Origin of the sequence: Pedobacter sp. AW31-3R (assembly GCF_052180285.1) — a bacterium.
Taxonomy (GTDB): Bacteria; Bacteroidota; Bacteroidia; order Sphingobacteriales; family Sphingobacteriaceae; genus Pedobacter.
Window position 1 is genome coordinate 6,106,791 of record NZ_CP197475.1, and the last position, 17,090, is coordinate 6,123,880.

General features: G+C 41.0%; 16 protein-coding genes. 9 read left to right on the plus strand and 7 right to left on the minus strand.

What is annotated here, in order from left to right; all coding sequences use genetic code 11:
* Positions 1–72 precede the first annotated feature (72 nt).
* The 5 genes from ACSBL2_RS24900 to ACSBL2_RS24920 form a co-directional block, all read right to left on the minus strand.
* Positions 73–435 (minus strand): zinc finger domain-containing protein, encoded by a 363-nt coding sequence (locus ACSBL2_RS24900; protein WP_442589261.1) that lies wholly within the window; start codon positions 433–435, stop codon positions 73–75.
* A gap of 57 nt (positions 436–492) precedes the next feature.
* Positions 493–993, minus strand: a complete 501-nt coding sequence (locus ACSBL2_RS24905; RefSeq protein WP_442589262.1) for a zinc finger domain-containing protein — start codon at positions 991–993, stop codon at positions 493–495.
* Positions 994–1,020: 27 nt separating this feature from the next.
* On the minus strand, positions 1,021–2,139 hold the full coding sequence (locus ACSBL2_RS24910; protein WP_442589263.1) for an SPFH domain-containing protein: 1,119 nt from the start codon (positions 2,137–2,139) through the stop codon (positions 1,021–1,023).
* A gap of 282 nt (positions 2,140–2,421) precedes the next feature.
* A complete protein-coding gene (locus tag ACSBL2_RS24915; RefSeq protein WP_442589264.1) occupies positions 2,422–4,050 on the minus strand; it encodes a hypothetical protein in 1,629 nt (542 codons plus the stop codon).
* A complete protein-coding gene (locus ACSBL2_RS24920) occupies positions 4,047–4,256 on the minus strand; it encodes a hypothetical protein (RefSeq protein ID WP_442589265.1) in 210 nt (69 codons plus the stop codon). The genes ACSBL2_RS24915 and ACSBL2_RS24920 overlap by 4 nt, the downstream gene beginning before the upstream one ends.
* A gap of 664 nt (positions 4,257–4,920) precedes the next feature.
* On the opposite strand from ACSBL2_RS24920, the gene ACSBL2_RS24925 reads away from it, so the two are divergent.
* On the plus strand, positions 4,921–5,970 hold the full coding sequence (locus ACSBL2_RS24925; protein ID WP_442589266.1) for a glycosyltransferase: 1,050 nt from the start codon (positions 4,921–4,923) through the stop codon (positions 5,968–5,970).
* 35 nt (positions 5,971–6,005) lie between these two features.
* On the opposite strand, the gene ACSBL2_RS24930 is transcribed toward ACSBL2_RS24925, so the two are convergent.
* Positions 6,006–6,911 carry a polysaccharide pyruvyl transferase family protein gene (locus ACSBL2_RS24930; protein WP_442589267.1) on the minus strand — a complete coding sequence of 302 codons (906 nt, stop codon included), beginning with the start codon at positions 6,909–6,911 and terminating at the stop codon, positions 6,006–6,008.
* 588 nt (positions 6,912–7,499) lie between these two features.
* On the opposite strand from ACSBL2_RS24930, the gene ACSBL2_RS24935 reads away from it, so the two are divergent.
* Positions 7,500–7,739 carry a hypothetical protein gene (locus ACSBL2_RS24935; RefSeq protein WP_442589268.1) on the plus strand — a complete coding sequence of 80 codons (240 nt, stop codon included), beginning with the start codon at positions 7,500–7,502 and terminating at the stop codon, positions 7,737–7,739.
* Positions 7,740–7,856: 117 nt separating this feature from the next.
* Here ACSBL2_RS24935 and ACSBL2_RS24940 read toward each other — a convergent pair whose 3' ends face one another.
* Positions 7,857–8,459 carry an FMN-dependent NADH-azoreductase gene (locus ACSBL2_RS24940; RefSeq protein WP_442589269.1) on the minus strand — a complete coding sequence of 201 codons (603 nt, stop codon included), beginning with the start codon at positions 8,457–8,459 and terminating at the stop codon, positions 7,857–7,859.
* Between the two features lie 109 nt (positions 8,460–8,568).
* Between ACSBL2_RS24940 and ACSBL2_RS24945 the strand changes: the two genes are divergently transcribed.
* The 7 genes from ACSBL2_RS24945 (at position 8,569) to ACSBL2_RS24975 (ending at position 16,979) form a co-directional block, all read left to right on the plus strand.
* Positions 8,569–8,946: a winged helix-turn-helix transcriptional regulator gene (locus ACSBL2_RS24945; RefSeq protein ID WP_442589270.1), complete on the plus strand. Its 378-nt coding sequence runs from the start codon at positions 8,569–8,571 to the stop codon at positions 8,944–8,946.
* A 1,235-nt stretch (positions 8,947–10,181) separates the two neighbouring features.
* Positions 10,182–10,463, plus strand: coding sequence for a hypothetical protein (locus ACSBL2_RS24950; RefSeq protein WP_442589271.1), 282 nt, complete (start codon positions 10,182–10,184; stop codon positions 10,461–10,463).
* 23 nt (positions 10,464–10,486) lie between these two features.
* Entirely contained in the window at positions 10,487–11,041 is a 555-nt protein-coding gene (locus tag ACSBL2_RS24955) for an RNA polymerase sigma-70 factor (RefSeq protein ID WP_442589272.1), read from the plus strand.
* Positions 11,042–11,044: 3 nt separating this feature from the next.
* On the plus strand, positions 11,045–12,016 hold the full coding sequence (locus tag ACSBL2_RS24960) for a FecR domain-containing protein (protein ID WP_442589273.1): 972 nt from the start codon (positions 11,045–11,047) through the stop codon (positions 12,014–12,016).
* Between the two features lie 8 nt (positions 12,017–12,024).
* Positions 12,025–14,169, plus strand: coding sequence for a hypothetical protein (locus ACSBL2_RS24965; RefSeq protein WP_442589274.1), 2,145 nt, complete (start codon positions 12,025–12,027; stop codon positions 14,167–14,169).
* Positions 14,170–14,285: 116 nt separating this feature from the next.
* Positions 14,286–15,704, plus strand: coding sequence for an alkaline phosphatase family protein (locus ACSBL2_RS24970; RefSeq protein ID WP_442589275.1), 1,419 nt, complete (start codon positions 14,286–14,288; stop codon positions 15,702–15,704).
* 180 nt (positions 15,705–15,884) lie between these two features.
* On the plus strand, positions 15,885–16,979 hold the full coding sequence (locus tag ACSBL2_RS24975) for a lysylphosphatidylglycerol synthase transmembrane domain-containing protein (protein WP_442589276.1): 1,095 nt from the start codon (positions 15,885–15,887) through the stop codon (positions 16,977–16,979).
* Positions 16,980–17,090: the final 111 nt, after the last annotated feature.

Consider the following 17,090-nt stretch of genomic DNA (forward strand, 5'->3'; position numbering starts at 1 on the left):
TGTGTATTTGACACTACTATCCTTCTACAAATAAGAACAAACTGATTTTATAGGTTAAAAGCCCACAAATATTTATCCTTTAGCTTTGTAAATAATCATAAAAATGAAGAAAAAGAACAGAACAGCAAGCGGTATTACTATCAAATAAAGAAAAATTGCAAAACATCCATTTCTTGGTTTCTTAACTTGTCCGTTGGACAAAGATCTATCCCATTCTCTTGTCTTAACTGGAGAAAATATAATTTTATTTCCTTTAGATGAACTTTCAATAGAAGACGCAGCCTGATTTACCCCAGCCCATTTAACTGCGATTTCATTTTGTACCCCACAATATTCACACTTTACCTGTGATGTACCCGGTGTATAATCTAAATGAGCACCACAACCTTTACAGGCTCCTGTGGTATCACTTGTTTCCTTTCTTGCACTTGACATTAATTATTATTGTAGGTATAAAATGAACTGATATTACCTGTTAACAATTCCCAAAGCTTATCCTTCAGATTTAGACATAAAATATGCAACTAATAGAATAAAAACAAAAATACCACCTATTATTATGAATAAATATTTAAAAAACTGAAGACATCCACGCTTTAATTGTTCAGCTTGTCTTTCTACCTTAGCCTGGTCTACATCACTCAACTTACCTGAAGACGCTCTAATCCTATTTCCTGTAGACGAACTTCCAATATTTAAAGGCGTGGCACAAAGAGGGCATGTAGCAGCTTTTGTATCGGGATGAATACTAACGTTAGATTGACATTTTTGACACTTTATGGACTTATAGCCACTTGTATCAATTGAAAGGTGCTCTTTCAATATTGAAAATGGGTCTGCAGCACGATTTACATTCTCCCGATTAACTACGATTTCATTTTGTACCCCACAATATTCACACTTTACCTGCGACTTACCTGGCGTATAATTTAAATGAGCACCGCAACCTTTACAGACTCCTGTGGTACCATTTGCTTCTCCTAACGTTGACATTTATTTTTCTTTTTCAGTATTTTTCATTTAGAGTCCAGGTAGTGGCGGAGGAACTGCCCCGAATACAGACTTCAATTCCGGCGACTGGCTTGCAGGGAGCCAATTCTCCATACCTTCACGCCACACCAAAGTATCAGTTGTAATTTGACGTTGTACTGCCAACTGCTTTAAAGCATTGATATCATATGGACCGGCCTGCTGCCCATTTACAACTGCATAGAAAACAACCATATTGGGTAGAGGAGGAGGCGTTGTAGTAGCGTGATGGAAGGTGCGACTTGTAGTATTCCCCTGCTGTTGGTTGGCACCGGAAAATATCTGTCCCATCATATTGGCCATAGCGAATTCCATCCCTAATCCTGTACTGGTGTTGCCATTCTCAGCAACACTTTGCATGGCTTTAGCGGCTTTCATTTGACTGAACTTATTTAAGTCCACAGCATTTAAACGGCTAAGTTCAAACAGTTCTTCTTTTACTTTTTCAGGCATCGATACGTTTTCAATAAGGAAACTCATCAATTCGACACCGAATTTTTCAAATTCTTTCCCAAGAATTACATGAACAAGCTCAGCAATTTCTGTGGTTTGTGAGGCAAATTTTTCAATCGTGATGTTTGCCTCTCCTGCAGCATCGGTAAATCGTGAAACGATGATACTTCTTAGTTGGTCTGCAATTTTACCCATAGTAAAATTGCCATCCGTCCCAACGACCTGTTTGATGAAAACAACTGGATCACTAACACGGAGAACATATGACCCATAGGCACGAACTTCGGTCATTCCAAACCGAGGATCAGAAAGAACAATGGGATTTTTAGTACCCCATTTTTGGGTTGTATAATTACGCGTATTTATAAAATAAACCTCTGCTTTAAAAGGACTGTTAAATCCGTATTTGAAACCTTCCAAAGTAGAAAGGATAGGCAGATTATCCGTAGTTAAGGAGTACATTCCAGGCGCAAAGACATCAGCAATTCTCCCCTGATTAATGAATACAGCCGCTTGACCTTCTCTTACAATTAGTTTTGCACCATTCTTTATCTCATTTTTATAACGATCGAAACGGTAAACCAAGGTATCATCTGACCCATCAAGCCATTCAATAATATCGATAAGTTCACCCCGTAATCTGTCAAATAATCCCATGTATATTATAGCGTTTTTATTAAAAATAGATTGCCATTACCCTTGTCGAGTTTCAGGTGAGAAATATACAATTTATTTTTCATGAGCATTTATTTTTGAAATAAAATAACTCAAGGGAGATAATTTTGAATTAAATCAAAATTACCTCCCTAAATATTCACTTCATCTAACATTGTCTGTGTATACAGCACATGAAGACTGGATTTAAATAAAAAGTAATTCAGTTTAATTCCGGACGATGCCAAATTATGCTTGACTCTTCCGTAATTACAAGAAAAAAAATTATCCAACCAAAATATCTCCCTTAGCCTGAACAGCGAAAGTAAAGTCACCTGCAGTAAGCCCAACAGGAGTAGCTATCAGTGCATTATTTGCTGCATCTAAACTGAATGTAAAAGAAGGGTGATTTGCGGCTCCACCACTGGTTAACCCCATCTTCGATACCTCCGTAATTGAATTTCCAGCTGAAGAACTTCTTCTATACACCTGCAAATAATATTGCGAAAGATTGGAGGTCGAAGAAGCACCACTTGTAGCCCTTACGGTTACCTGAAGTTCTCCGGAATAGATCAGTCCGGAACCAGAGCCACCTGCAGAATTAGAAAAATGAAGTACGGTACCGGGAGTAGATGCCACGACCCCAAGCACTTTCAGCGTCCAGGATTCAGCATAAAAGAGACCTCTCTCCAGAATATTTAACTCCAATCCGGCAAAACTTGAAAGCATATACCGATTTACTTTTGTTGACACCTTTTCATCAGTAAAATCAGCAATTAATGCAGAACCGTCATTACTTTTATTCTCCACATAATAATGAGGAGATGCACTTAGAGACTCCGTACCATAATAGGAAAGGAAATCTGATATACCAAAGTGAAGTGCATTGCCCTTACAATTAACTACGCCTCCACGGACAGAGACCTCCACGAAGTGTTTCGAATAAAAATCGGCTGTATTTCCAGTGATACTCGCGAAAACATCAATAGTAACACCTGTCAACACGATGCAGGAAAACAAATTTCTTTGGCCTATTCTTGCGAAATTATTACCGGTAATGGTCACTTTTTTCGGTATACCGAGGTAAATGCTTTCCGTACCCGATTCAAAAAAATTGTTTCCGGTTATCACTACGAAATTAGACTGGCCAATATATACATGCCGTTCCTTGATGTCTGTTTCTCCAAGAAAAAACAGCGTTGAATTTGACAATACAAAACCATCGCACCCGGCTAAATGGAAATGGGTTATTCTGGCATAATTACTAATTATTCCTGTGCAGATGATATCACTGACACTGTCCCATATGGCATGATCAGCAAAGACATTATAATCTACAGTAGCGAAAGTACCACGAATAACAAGCTGAGCGACACTATGGACGATACCAGTAGCAGTACCTTCGGGATTTAGGTATATGGCTTTAGAAACATTTTTGTGGATACAGTCAATAGTCATTCTCCGAACATTTCTAATTTCCATCATACAATTATCAAATACAATATCAACAATTGACGTATTCCAATCTCTTCTCACAGCAGTCCCTACCCAGAAAATACCATTTTTAACTGTACAATGGTTCCCCTTTATAGAGATAATGTTATTTACATTAACAGTGGCACCGCCAAGATCAATCACAGATCCGGGATCCAATTCCAAAGTGTTCCGATCCGGACAAACATCCAATGCTTTTTGTAAGTTGACTGCATTTAAAGGCCCAAACCATTTTACATTCATGGGGCCTGTAAAATTCCTTCTGAAATATTCCGTCCCCAACTTGCGATAAATCACACCATCTGTTTTTCCATCAGTCATAGGTGTCCCGTCTGAATAGGTTGTCACCTTATTATACGTGAGATATTCTCCTGTATATTGATCTAATACATTGTACAAGGTATCAAGAACTCTGTTCATATCGTAAATATTGTATTTGAAAAACTAGGAACACTACTGGCACTAAGATCTTCTATATTCGTTAATTCCCGAACCTGAAGATCAGTACCCTTGATTTTAATTCTATTTGCCGACCCAAGAGCGATTGATCCCGCAATATCTCCTGTAAAATCGTCTTTCACTGGAATATCCAGTTCATCGGTAACCGTTATTACTGCCTCTGTCATAATATGTTAATTAAGGTTCAAAAACTAAAACCTAAGTTACCATATTGCGTGTAATTATAAGAAGATTGGAATAGGTTATTTTAATTAACTCATCTCGTCATTATCTGAAATAATCATTTCTTTATAAGAACTTTAAATTTTGAATAAATTATATAGACTACAGTTGATCAATACAATAAATGATTAACTAGTGCACCAGTGTAAGCAACAAGATTCTCTTCTAAAGATCCAATTGCGATGAACCATTTACAGCGGTAAAGAAGGTGAAGGCTTACTTAACTCAGCAGGCCGAACAGGTAAATAAACATCCACATGCTTATCCGTTGGTACTACATCCGCTTTTGGTCTGTACCTTTAGGGCGTCTGTTCCTAAAAAAACTATACCCATGGTCTTGTACAGGAAACTATACAGTCGTTCGGGTAGCTGCGACTTGGGTGCGTGCTGAGTCCGACCTGAGTCCGACCAAAAACAACTAGTTAAAAATAGTCGGACTCAGGTCGGACTCAGGCCGGACTTACTACGGACCTACCCCAATGACGCTCCCTTAAATGTTTAGTAATTAAGGTATAGCTGTAAAAACTGAAGGATGGATAGTTATCTATAACTTGCTCGGGCATTTTACCTTTTTAAATCCCTACCTTTAGAACTTGCGTATACCTACCTATGAAGATTCTTTTCTACCCCTCAGACCACTCAGCCAATAAATATGGAAGCATTATTACAGAAGGCCTTAAATCTAAAGGAGTGGAATTGATCACCTATAATAATGCCTTTAAAAATTATCAATCCTTTCGAAGTATAAATGTAGTTCACTTGAATTGGTTTGAATCTCTGGGGAAAAGTACCAGCACTGATATCCGGAAATTTATAGCCCGCGCAGGCAAATTAATCGCTTTTAAAATAGCCGGAAAAAGAATTGTGTGGACTATGCACAATAGGACTATGCACGACCAGAAAAATAAATGGCTGAAAAAAACTTTTTTGAAACTGATTGTGACCAGCGCAGATGTTATTATTGTACATTCAAAATTATCGGCTGAAATACTGCTTTTGGAATACCGACTTGACCGACAAAAGATTATATATATTCCCCACCCTGATTATATTGGTAGCTATAAGGCCGCCCCTGAATCTTCTCTAGTAAAAAAGGATGAAACGAAGTTAAACCTGCTTTTCCTTGGTGCGGTAAAACCCTACAAAAATATAGAATTGCTGATTGATGTTGTTAAACAATTTCAAGGGGAGGTAATACTTACCATTGCAGGAAATGCCAAATCTGCTTATAAAAAATACATCAGTGAATATGCGAAAGACCTGGCCAATATTAATCTTGACCTACAATTTATTCCTGATGATCTCCTTACCTCGTATATCAAAAACTCCGACTTGCTGATACTTCCATACGACCTAAAAAGTAGCCTGAATTCAGGAACGGTAATTCTGGCTTTTTCTAATGCAAAAACTGTAATATGTCCAAGGATAGGCACAATTACCGACCTTCAGGACGACAGCCTGGTTCTTTCCTATACCTATGCAGACGATAAAGATCATGCTCAAATCTTAACTGCAAAAGTTCAGGAAGCCATTGCTATGAAGAAAGCAAATGCCTGGATATTCGACGAACTGGGCAATAAGGTGTTCCAGGAAGTAGCTTCACACAACAGTAAAGTATTGGTGATCGATAAACTGTTGCAGGTTTACAGTACCCCATAGGATAAAAGCCGTGGGTAGAAATTGCAGACCGGCATTTACGGTTTGTTAAAGGTATAGATTTGATTGCCAATTTTATTGTCTATTTCATCCATCACTTGATCAGCAGATAAGTTATAATCTTTTATGTTTTTCAAGGTATGTGAAACGTCTTTGAAAAGGCGTTGTTTTCTTAGCAGTTCAACTTTTACCATGCCGTTGGTCAGCTTTTGAACCCAATGGTTTACTACAGCTCCACGGTAAAATTTGATTTTTGTCGCATGGATATGCCCCAAACCTATGGAGTACATCCAATCCATCCACTTGAACTCTGACACCTGTGGTCCTTCATTGTAAGGGGTAGTTACCGTAATTCGGTGCCAGGGAACCCGTAATACATCTGCCAGGATTGCACCATGCATGGCCTCTGTAATCACATATTCAGAAGCAGCAATTTCCTGTAAGGTGGAGGCAACACCATTTTCAGAGAAGGGAGAGATGTAATGATACCCTAAATCCTGACAAATCCTTCGCCAGTCCAGGGATCCCACAGAATGGAAGTAGGGCATGACACTGATTTTATACTTTTTTGGGGTTTTTAATAAATCATTAAAAGTTTCTAGATGACGTACGGCATAAGCTCCATCGGTAATATACTCATGTGCATTGTTCAGCGAATGCGCCGACAACGGCCCCCTTAGAAATTTAATATCCCAGGAATCATTCAGCACCAATTTCCGGTAGTCGGTACATGGACGAACACCTGTCCCAAATACTATCTTTTTACTGATGGAATCCTTCAAATCAATAATTTTACTTACAGGATGCAGTATTGACCCAATGCCAATAAAGTAGTCGGCATTCCTTGCCTGTTCCGAAGTCGTGTTCAGCAATTGAGGCCAAAGCCAGGGATTAAGATCATCACCAAAATTACCCTGTGCTGATTTGAAGTATAAATATTGCATAATTTTTTGAAATGTTAGTAGATAATAGGATGGTTTTATTCTTCAATCACAATAATGCTGCCCCGAATTACATCATTCTCATTCATCAGGACAATCCGGAAACCTTTATTGTTTATTTTACCTCTTAGAATGTTCAATCTCTCCAAAGAATTTGATGAATTTGAAAATAAAATCTTCTGTTAGGTGGTTAGCATAGCATACGCGAACTTTCAACATCCGGATCTTTTAAAATGATTATATCATGCTGTGACGGAAATACCAGTGCCCCTTTATTTAGTTTGTTTTATTTCTTGGTGAAAAAAGCATCCAGAGTGGCACAGCTATTAATTGATGATAAATCTGACTTAAAACACAACATTGTAAATTAACATAGATATAAATTACAACATACTATAAAATGTAATCATTGATGAAGGTAAAATATCTTCCACTTTATACAACTTTGGTGGAAATGATCCTGCTATGGTGGTAAAGCGAATTATGGAGGAGTGAAGAGAACTAGCCGGAGAGTTGGATGATCTCAGGTATGTGAACCAGCTAAGCATCCTTTCACAATTAAGAGCATTATCACATTTAATAAAATTAGATATGAATTATGATCCAAGATTAGTAATTGAAAAAAATGCATTCTTTCAATTAGGAGAAGAAAGAGGCAGTACGCAAGGGATAACGCAGAGGATAATAAAAGGAGCATATGAAAACTCCCGGGAAATTGCTGTCAAACTTAAAGAAAATGGAATGCCAGATGACAAAATAGCTTCTATAACAGCGCTTCCATTAGGGGTAATAAAGGAACTTACTCACACAATTACCCCAAAATTGAAATAGATTGATCTCATTTGTACACCACAAACAGAAATACCAGAGTTTATAATCAAAAGGCTGAGATTCTTACTCCTACCTCAACATGTTCAAATGAAAAGGTAGGAATAAGAAGTGATGCCACTATATGATCTCGATACTGTCGATAGCTTTCTCCATTGCATGTTCCTTCAATCCCTCAACTTTTAATCCTTCAGCACGAACTACGGTTAAATCCGTGATACCCAAAAGGCCAAGAAAGGCCTTCAAATAAGGGGCAACAAAATCGTTGGCTTTGCCAGGACCCTCTGAATAGACACCACCTGATGACATGGCCACATAAATTTTCTTTCCCGTTACCAATCCAACAGGACCATTTTCGCCATACCCAAAAGTTATTCCAGGCCGGGTAATATAGTCAATCCACGCTTTGAGTGATGAGGGAATAGTAAAGTTGTAAAGCGGCGCGCCAATCACAATAATATCTGCAGCAAATAACTGTTTAACAAAATCATCGGATAGGCGTATGGTTGCTTTTTCCTCTTCGGTAAGCTGATCGCCAGGAATAAAGAATGTGCGAAAGAGAGCAGGGTTAAGATGCGGAATTTCCATTTCTGCCAGATCTACTTCTTCCAGGCTGCTGCCCGGATATTTATCTTGTATTTTTTCTACGATAGCATCGCCGAGCCTGATGCTGTATGATGCGCTACCTAGTATGCTCGATTTTAAATGAAGGATATGTTTCATGTCTTGTATGATTATTACACCGGCAAAACTACAGTTAGCAGCTGGTAAAATGTAAGTACTTACCTAAAGGAAAGCGGTTACATGGAGGTAAGTGATTACCTTTACGGTTATGAAAGTGATTATAAATGAACCTCTTCCAACCAAGGCAGAGTGTAACAGCTCACTCCGGAATATCCTCGACTCGCTATATGTGATTAATGGAAAATGGAAGCTTGCAGTGATCCTCTGCCTGATGCACTCACCAAAGCGTTTTAACGAGATTCAACAGGAAGTAACCGGCATATCTGCCAAGGTATTGGCCAAAGAGCTGAAAGATCTGGAACTAAATGAGTTTATTACACGGAATGTGTACCCAACCACCCCGGTAAGCATTATTTATGAAGCAACGGGGTATAGCCATACCTTGAAAGATGTGATGAGGGAACTGAGCGCATGGGGCGAACAGCATCGGGAAAAAATTAAGCAAAGTATGCGAAGACAGTCATGATACGGCCTATTTTTTTTAAGATTCAGGCCGCTGCATACTGATGATTAACCTCCAGAGTTTAATTCATAAAAGTATTAGCAACCTGATTAATTCCTTGTCTACTGGTGGACAGGTCTGCCCTTATCGAATCAAGACCAAAAGTTGTGGGGAGCATGTTAAACTAGGTATAAATCGGTATCACCTCTATAAGAAGAATTTGATCTTTCTCCTCCACAGGAATTGACTTCTAATTGCTTTGAGTTTTAGCATTAATTTTCTATAGAAATAGCATCAAGGCAGCTTGAGAATTGATCACCATTTTTTACTCTTCTACATTCATCTTGCTCAAAAATATCAATGATGCTCCCATAGAACCGGGAAGCAAATACGAGGCCTCCAAAAAAGCACATTGATTTTAAATCTGAAACCGGTGTAGGCTTTACGTGCTTATCGCAATTTCCAATAAATAGACAACATACTATTAATTACTTTAATATCATATGATGATCATAAATTTAAATCAGACGCACGTATATTTTAAGTAATTGTACATGATATCTGTTCGGTACGTCCTCGGTCAGAGAGCGACTCAGGTGCATATTATCTCCGTGAAAAGTCCGTGTAAAAATCACTAGTGTTTTTTACCCCCTCAAAAGTCGCAGTCAACTCGCAGCTGACACGCAGTTTGCCCGAGGACGTATCGAACAATTCTAAAACCGTTACCAAGTTCTAAATATACCCAATCCTAAACTATTGACAGTTTTGCGCAAAATGAAAATACTTCATATAATGACCTCTGAGCAAATTAATAATTCAAAACATATAATTATGTAAATGCTAGCATTTAAGCGCACAGCAAAGCTATAAATAGCCTAAAAACGTAAAATTATCAATCGTTATACAGAGCCCGGCACAATAGTCGACATATATCACCGGATGGAGGTGGTTTCTGAGCAATTACAAATCCGGTTATCCTCCATATTTCCATGGTCTGGGATCGAGAAAATTTGAGTCTGATTTGTATTTTTAATACAGCGGTCATCCACTGACTCAGTATTAATCAATAGTTAAAAAAAAGACATCGCATCTTTAGCATCAAAATTGGTCCATCTTCCTCTTTCTGGACGGACTTTGATTCAGTTTATTTGAGACAGGATCATTAAGTATAAAACATAACAGGTGTTCATATCGTGATCACATCGGGAAAGTTCAATACTTCAAGCTGAACATCTTGCCTTTGCCCACAACTTTTGATCTTGATCCGAGATAATTTTGGATGGAATATTCTATCCCATCTTGGAACTTTTGAAGGAGTGGCACCGATTTACAGATACCACCATTCCAAGTACGCAAGATTGTATACCAATAATTTTGCTGAGTTGGGTTACAGCCCATCCCTCATTACCACTGCTCAGTTCTCATCGGCAGACATCAGCCCGGCAATGATTCCACTCTCCCCCACTCCGGTCAAAAATTTATTTCTCTATCCAATGGCGGTAAACCGTACTTTGGTTGTCTTATCACTAAAGCGCATTTAACCGTACACCCGAATGAGAAACAAATGATAGCAGAAACAAAGCAGCAGGACCTGCCGGCCGACTTTGATGAAATTTATCTGATGTATTATCCTGCACTGAACCGCTATGCCAGCAGTATGGTCAGGGATGATGCCATCGCGGAAGATATGGTACACAATGTCTTTTTAAAACTCGTGGAAAATGGAGAAGCCCTAAACAATTCCACTTACCAGAAAGCCTATTTGTACCGCGCCGTATATAATGAATGTATGAATCATCTTAAACACCAGCAGATTGAAAGCACATACCAAAAACACAGTCAGCCGCGGACAGAAGAAAATCAGGAGAAAGCAGAAAAATCAGTACAATACAAAGAACTGCAGCAGGCCATTAACAATGCATTGAACCATTTACCAGAACAATGTAGAATGGTATTTCAGTTGAGCAGATATGAACAGCTGAAGTACAGGGAAATTGCCGGGATGCTGGAAATTTCCGTGAATACGGTGGAAAAACACATGGTTAAAGCATTGAAAAGATTGAGAATACAACTGGAAGATTACCTACCCCTTCTTATTTTTTGGCTCCTAATTAATTGAAAAATGAATATTGATACATTAATTCATTACGTGACAAATGAAGCTAGCCCCGAGGAGAGGATTGCCGTGGAACAATGGTGCCGGCAAGACAATAAAAACCAGCAGGAACTGGAAAATCTTCAGCAGGTATGGAACATCACTGCCCCAACCCTTTCCAGACCTCCTGCAGATGCTGTAGCTTCCCTTATCCGGTTTAAAGAGAAAGCCGCCACACATAAAAAAACAAGGGTTATCCCCTTAAGGAAAAAATACGATTGGCGTACCTGGATGAAAGTTGCTGCGGTGTTCGCTGGCATTCCGCTGATGATCTGGTTTTTTATGCTCCGGACCAGCCCTGTAAAGGAGTTAACCGCAACGACCTCCAGCCAAATACAGACCACGCTGTTAGCGGACGGGTCAACCGTAGTGTTGAACAAGAATTCGATGTTAAAGTATCCGGAATCTTTTACAGGCAAGACCAGGACAGTAAGCCTGAATAAGGGGGAGGCTTTTTTTAAGGTGAGCCACGATAAGACCAGGCCTTTTTTTGTCCGCGTAAACGGAATGCAGATTAAGGTTGTTGGAACAGCGTTTAATGTAAAAGTGAACAAGGGAAGAACAGAGGTGATTGTGGAATCGGGTAAGGTTGAAGTGGATAACCATAAAAACCACATCCTCCTGTCGCCTGCAGAAAGCGTTCTTGTCCATCCGTCAGATGTGCGCCTGCAAAAAGAAAAACATACCGATCTCCTTTACAATTATTACCGCAGCAAGGAGTTTATAGCCGATGGCACCCCCCTCTGGAAACTCTGCGAAGTGCTGGAGGAAGCCTATGAGGTGAAGATTTCTTTTCAGCAGACCGCACTAAGAGACCTGCCCATGAATGCGACTTTTAAAAATGAATCACTGGATGATATTCTTAGTGTGATTGCCAAAACCTTCAACCTGAAGGTAACCAGAAAAGATAAACAGATCCTATTTAACCTAGCGAAATAACCCCCGGGATGACCTTTACACCAATAAGCAGACGAATCACTTTAGCCATTATTTTAATTGCCAGCCTGTACAATAGTCTTCAGGCCCAGCAAATCCTGGAGCGCAGGATAACGATTGATATGCGACAGAAACCATTGCTACAGGTGTTTAAACAATTGGAGAAAGCCGGAAATTTCAGCTTTTCCTATAACAGTAACCTGATTCCAAAAGATAGCCTGGCCACGGTGAAAGGAGAGGGGATTACCCTGGGCGATGCCCTGGAACTCCTGTTTCACCATAAATATGAGTTTACAGAGAACAAGAATTTCCTGGTGATTACCCCTCCCCTGAGATCCCTGAAGATTATTACGACCGATGTAATGTCAGAACAGCAGAGCTATTCTATCAGTGGACTGGTGGTTGATGCCCTTTCCGGTGAACGCCTGATGAATGCCAGTGTTTATGAAAAAGAGTTGCTGGTGGCAGCCATGACAGATGAACACGGATATTTTAAACTGAAATTTAAGACCGGACAAGCCAGGGAAATTACGCTTACTGCAAGTAAACTGTTATTTAAGGATGCCTCGATCAATTACCTGCAGTCGGTTGCCATTACCGACAGGATCCGCGCCGCCGATTACCAGCATGCTGCAGAAAATAGCAGAGGTATAGAAAAAGAAGGGCTCGGCAGGTTCCTTATCGGTGCAAAACAAAGGATACAGAGCCTGAATATCCCCGATTTCTTTGCCAACAGGGAGTTCCAGGTTTCCCTGACCCCGGGATTAAGTACCCGCGGGATGATGAGTCCGCAAGTGGTGAATAAGTTTTCTTTTAACCTTCTGGGCGGCTATACCGCCGGGGTGGAAGGTGCTGAAATTGGTGGGGTTTTTAATATCAACCGCTTTGATTCGAGGTATTTCCAGTTCTCCGGAGTGTTTAATTTAGTGGGGGGAACAGTGAATGGTGTACAACTCGCAGGGGTAAGCAATAAAACGCTGGGCGATGTGAAAGGAGCACAAATGGCAGGATATATCAATAAGACGGAAGGTACAGTGACCGGCGTTCAGTTCGCTACCCTGAATAATGAAACACGAATGCTGAGAGGGTTGCAGATCGGGTTGGTGAATGTGGCCGATACTTCTTATGGCGCCAGTATCGGATTGTTGAATATCAGCAGGAATGGATTTTATAAGGTCGGCCTGTTTGCCAGTGATGTAATGAATACCAATGTGTTCTTTACTTCCGGTACACACCGCTTTTATACAACAGTGCATGCTGGCATGAATGTGGGACAAGAGGAAAGGACTGTTGGACTGGGATTGAGCATTGGACATGATTTTATGTTCAGCGACCGGCTATACCTATCGGCCATTGCAGGTTACCAACGTTTTGGCGTTAAGTCACTCCGGGAGAACTGGAAACAGGGAAAGTTGCTGATGAATGCACAGCTGACCAAAAACATCAGCGTGTTCGCAGGCCCTACAGTCAGAAGGTATTCCCAGCATTCCCAGTTAAATTTTACCCCGGAGGCACCTGATGAATACGGATATTCCAATTATTCCATAACGGTCACCACGCATAAGAACAAATTCGGATGGGAAGCCGGACTTGCTTTTAATTCTGTTTTTAAACCGATTTCCAGGACTACACATACTTCGGAAAACTGGTTCCTGGGGATGGATGTACTTGCCGGAACAGAACTCAATGCCTCAAAGCCGGTTTATGGAGGAGAAATTTCTGTGCTCCGTGAATTCAATGACCGCTTTGCCGCCAGCCTGACTACCGGAGTGATCTTCCATGAACAAGAAGCAACCTATAGACAGCCTTACACCTCCGATATGTGGTACCTGTCTTATTATGACTATAAGACATTGGTAGGCATGCCACTGAAACTAGGAATACGGACCTATACGTCGAAACACTTATTCTTCGCCGGGGAGATGGGGATGTTGGTGGGCTTGAATAAGCCAACAGAATTTGTGGAAGTGCACAAGGACCAGTCAGAAACACGGTTTAAGGTGGATGACAAAACTTCATCGATGATCGTCTCGGCTTCTGCAGGTTATGTGTTGGGCGGGGGACTGGAAACCAGCCTGAAATACGATAGTTATTTCAGCCTGAATATGCAGCTGGTGACCCTGCGTCTGGGCTATAAAATCAAATTGAGTAAATAATACCAACCAGTTAGCAAGGTTAACCTACTGTCTTTTATACCCTTCTTATGATCAGTTCGCGCGTCTTTTTAAGACGAGCTGGATAAATAGTGTACAAACAAAATCGCATATAACTTATGAGTAGCCCTAAAAAAAGAGTACTTTTCTACCTGCTGGATGGTGCCCGGCCGGATATATTAAACGGACTGATGGCAGAAGGCAAACTTCCGCACCTGCAGCAGCTCGCTGAAGAAGGTACCTTCCGCACCGCCACCACCTGTTTCCCTTCTACCACCGGCCCGGCATACCTCCCCTTTCTTACGGGGCATTTCCCTGGTACGATGAATATCCCCGGCATCAGGTGGTTCGACAAACAGGAGTTTAAACGCACAAGATGGAATAAAATGGCCATGCGTTCGTATTGTGGTCCCGAAGCCAACTGGTTTAATACCGATATGCCTGCCGAAATACCTACCCTGTTTGAGGTGATGGGCAAGTCTTATAACCTCTATAATATGATCACCAGGAATATCCCCGATGCATATGACCTGGGCAAAAAAGGTAAAAGCTGGTTGTACATGCGTGCCCACTTCATGAAAAGACACCATCCGGTTGACCTCCAGGGACACGAAAGGATCATGGCACTGTTGAATAGTGGTAAAGATTTTGATTTTCTCTTTGCTGTATTTCCCAGTGTGGACTGGGATTCTCATTACCACCATATCAGGGATTACCGCACGGTGGAAGCTTACCAGATTGCAGACAACAGTATTGGTGAAGTGAGGGCCAACCTGGAAAAGAAGGGCTGGTGGAAAGATACACTGTTCATGCTGACCTCCGACCATGGCCTGACGCCAAGCCATACGCATTTCGACCTGGGCGACTGGATGACGGAACAGGGATTGAAATCGGTGGGTTATCCTGTGATCTGGCGCAGAAAGCCAAAATCTGCCGTGATGATTTCGGGAAATTCTTTCGGCAGTATACACCTGCTGAACCATGACGGGGCACAGGTACTGAAAGAACAGGAACTGATGATACATTTCGGTAAAACCAGAATGACGGAACTACTTAGGGAAAAGGCTGTCGACTTTGTCGCTTACCGCGGAAACCGGCCAGGGGAATATATGGTGCAGAACCAGCATGGAAAGGCATTGATCACTCAGCAAAGGGAGAACTATTCCTACCAACCTTTGGATGCCGATCCTTTGTTTTTAGGCCATATTCCTCCTGTTACCCACCGCGAAGCCCTGGAAAGTACCTTTAACAGCCTGTATCCCGATGCATTGGTGCAAATCTCCCAGCTGTTGAAATGCCGACGCGCCGGTGATGTGGTGGTGAGTGCAAGAAATGGCTATGATCTTCGGGATTTCTGGGAGTACCCGGAACATAAGGGTTCCCATGGATCCCTGACCAAGGAACATATGCATGTCCCTATGATTTACAACCAAAAAGGATGGGCAACTCATTCCGCAAGGACAGCAGATATCTTCCCTAGCCTACTGAAATGGATGAATAAGCCTGTTCCTGCGAATGAAGGTAATGCCCTGAATTGATTAAAATGGATTGAATAATTGATGATACAGGGGTAGTGCCAATCATTTCATTACCTGTACAGAACTGATGGAATAAAAAATAATCATGCAGAGGTCATGCCAATCATTTCATAACCTATACAGAACTGATGACACCAACAAAAAATCTTCCAGGTAAAAATTTATATGGTAAAAAATAACATGTCAGATACAAATAACAGCATTCCTCCCGCACAGGAAGGAAGCACAGTGATAAAAGAAAAAACACTAGACGCCGTTTTCAATAAACAGATGATCTACAAAGGCGGTTTATGGTTATGTCTGATTACGGTTTCGTCTATTGCAGTAGTTTTTTTCTATAACCATACCGGCGATACCCTGAAGGCCCTATCCAGTATCAATATCAGCTATATCTTCCTTTGCTTTGTCATGGTTTTTATCGACCTGATGCTGGGCAGCTGGCGCAATCATATTTTTATCAGAAAATTAGCTCCCGGATTGTCGCATTGGGTAAGCTTCCAGGCAAACGTAGCCAATATGTTCATGGGGGCAATTACCCCTTTTCACAGTGGCGCAGGGCCGGCTCAGTTGTATGTGTACCATCAGCATGGCCTGAAATTACTGGACGGATTTATAGTGAGCCTGATCAATATGGGAGCTACCCTGTTGTTTATGCCCATCGCAGGATTATTTGCCATGCTATTGATGAATGGTCAGCTGGAAAGCGGACTGGTACTGACACTACTGAAATATGGCTTTTCGGTATTTTCCATTTTTCTACTGGTGTTTATGCTGGCTTTCTGGAAGCCGCTGCTGGCAGGAACCCTGATCAGGAAAATGGCCGGCCTCTTCGGCAGTATCTTCCCCTCCAGGAAAGATAAGGCGGAAAACTGGGGGGAACGTTCCTATTCCAAGGTGGTAAACTATCAGCAGATCTGCAGGAAGTTACTCGCAGAAAACCCCTTTCTGTTCCCTTTGAGCTTACTGATCACCACCTTGCTATACCTAAATAAATATGCGATGCAGTATGTGATTCTTCTTGGACTAGGCGTTCAAACAGAACTATTACAGGTGGTCAGTATCCAGATCTTGATCCAGTTTATGATCTATTTTGCCCCGAGTCCGGGTGGAAGTGGTTTTGCAGAAGCCAGCATTGCTGTGCTCTTTGCCCAGATTGTGCCTGCTTCGGTTTTATCACTATTTACCTTACTGCAACGCTCTTTTCTTTTATTTTTTCCGGCACTGATTGGTGCTGTGGTAGTGGTCCGTTTGTTGAAAAAACAGACCATTAAATAGGTGTGGTGTGAAATTAAAAATGCTGTGCTGGTCCTGTTGTGCGTATCATCTGCATGGTGAGAAATAAAATATTTTAAATTTTTCATGAGTTTTTACCCCCAAAAACTCAAA

Excerpts from the sequence above, each read along its gene's own strand:
- ACSBL2_RS24900 (WP_442589261.1), bottom strand. The coding sequence starts at position 435 with ATGTCAAGTGCAAGAAAGGAAACAAGTGATACCACAGGAGCCTGTAAA.
- ACSBL2_RS24905 (WP_442589262.1), bottom strand. The coding sequence starts at position 993 with ATGTCAACGTTAGGAGAAGCAAATGGTACCACAGGAGTCTGTAAAGGT.
- ACSBL2_RS24910 (WP_442589263.1), bottom strand. The coding sequence starts at position 2,139 with ATGGGATTATTTGACAGATTACGGGGTGAACTTATCGATATTATTGAA.
- ACSBL2_RS24915 (WP_442589264.1), bottom strand. The coding sequence starts at position 4,050 with ATGAACAGAGTTCTTGATACCTTGTACAATGTATTAGATCAATATACA.
- ACSBL2_RS24920 (WP_442589265.1), bottom strand. The coding sequence starts at position 4,256 with ATGACAGAGGCAGTAATAACGGTTACCGATGAACTGGATATTCCAGTG.
- ACSBL2_RS24925 (WP_442589266.1), top strand. The coding sequence starts at position 4,921 with ATGAAGATTCTTTTCTACCCCTCAGACCACTCAGCCAATAAATATGGA.
- ACSBL2_RS24930 (WP_442589267.1), bottom strand. The coding sequence starts at position 6,911 with ATGCAATATTTATACTTCAAATCAGCACAGGGTAATTTTGGTGATGAT.
- ACSBL2_RS24935 (WP_442589268.1), top strand. The coding sequence starts at position 7,500 with ATGAATTATGATCCAAGATTAGTAATTGAAAAAAATGCATTCTTTCAA.
- ACSBL2_RS24940 (WP_442589269.1), bottom strand. The coding sequence starts at position 8,459 with ATGAAACATATCCTTCATTTAAAATCGAGCATACTAGGTAGCGCATCA.
- ACSBL2_RS24945 (WP_442589270.1), top strand. The coding sequence starts at position 8,569 with ATGAAAGTGATTATAAATGAACCTCTTCCAACCAAGGCAGAGTGTAAC.
- ACSBL2_RS24955 (WP_442589272.1), top strand. The coding sequence starts at position 10,487 with ATGATAGCAGAAACAAAGCAGCAGGACCTGCCGGCCGACTTTGATGAA.
- ACSBL2_RS24960 (WP_442589273.1), top strand. The coding sequence starts at position 11,045 with ATGAATATTGATACATTAATTCATTACGTGACAAATGAAGCTAGCCCC.
- ACSBL2_RS24965 (WP_442589274.1), top strand. The coding sequence starts at position 12,025 with ATGACCTTTACACCAATAAGCAGACGAATCACTTTAGCCATTATTTTA.
- ACSBL2_RS24970 (WP_442589275.1), top strand. The coding sequence starts at position 14,286 with ATGAGTAGCCCTAAAAAAAGAGTACTTTTCTACCTGCTGGATGGTGCC.
- ACSBL2_RS24975 (WP_442589276.1), top strand. The coding sequence starts at position 15,885 with ATGTCAGATACAAATAACAGCATTCCTCCCGCACAGGAAGGAAGCACA.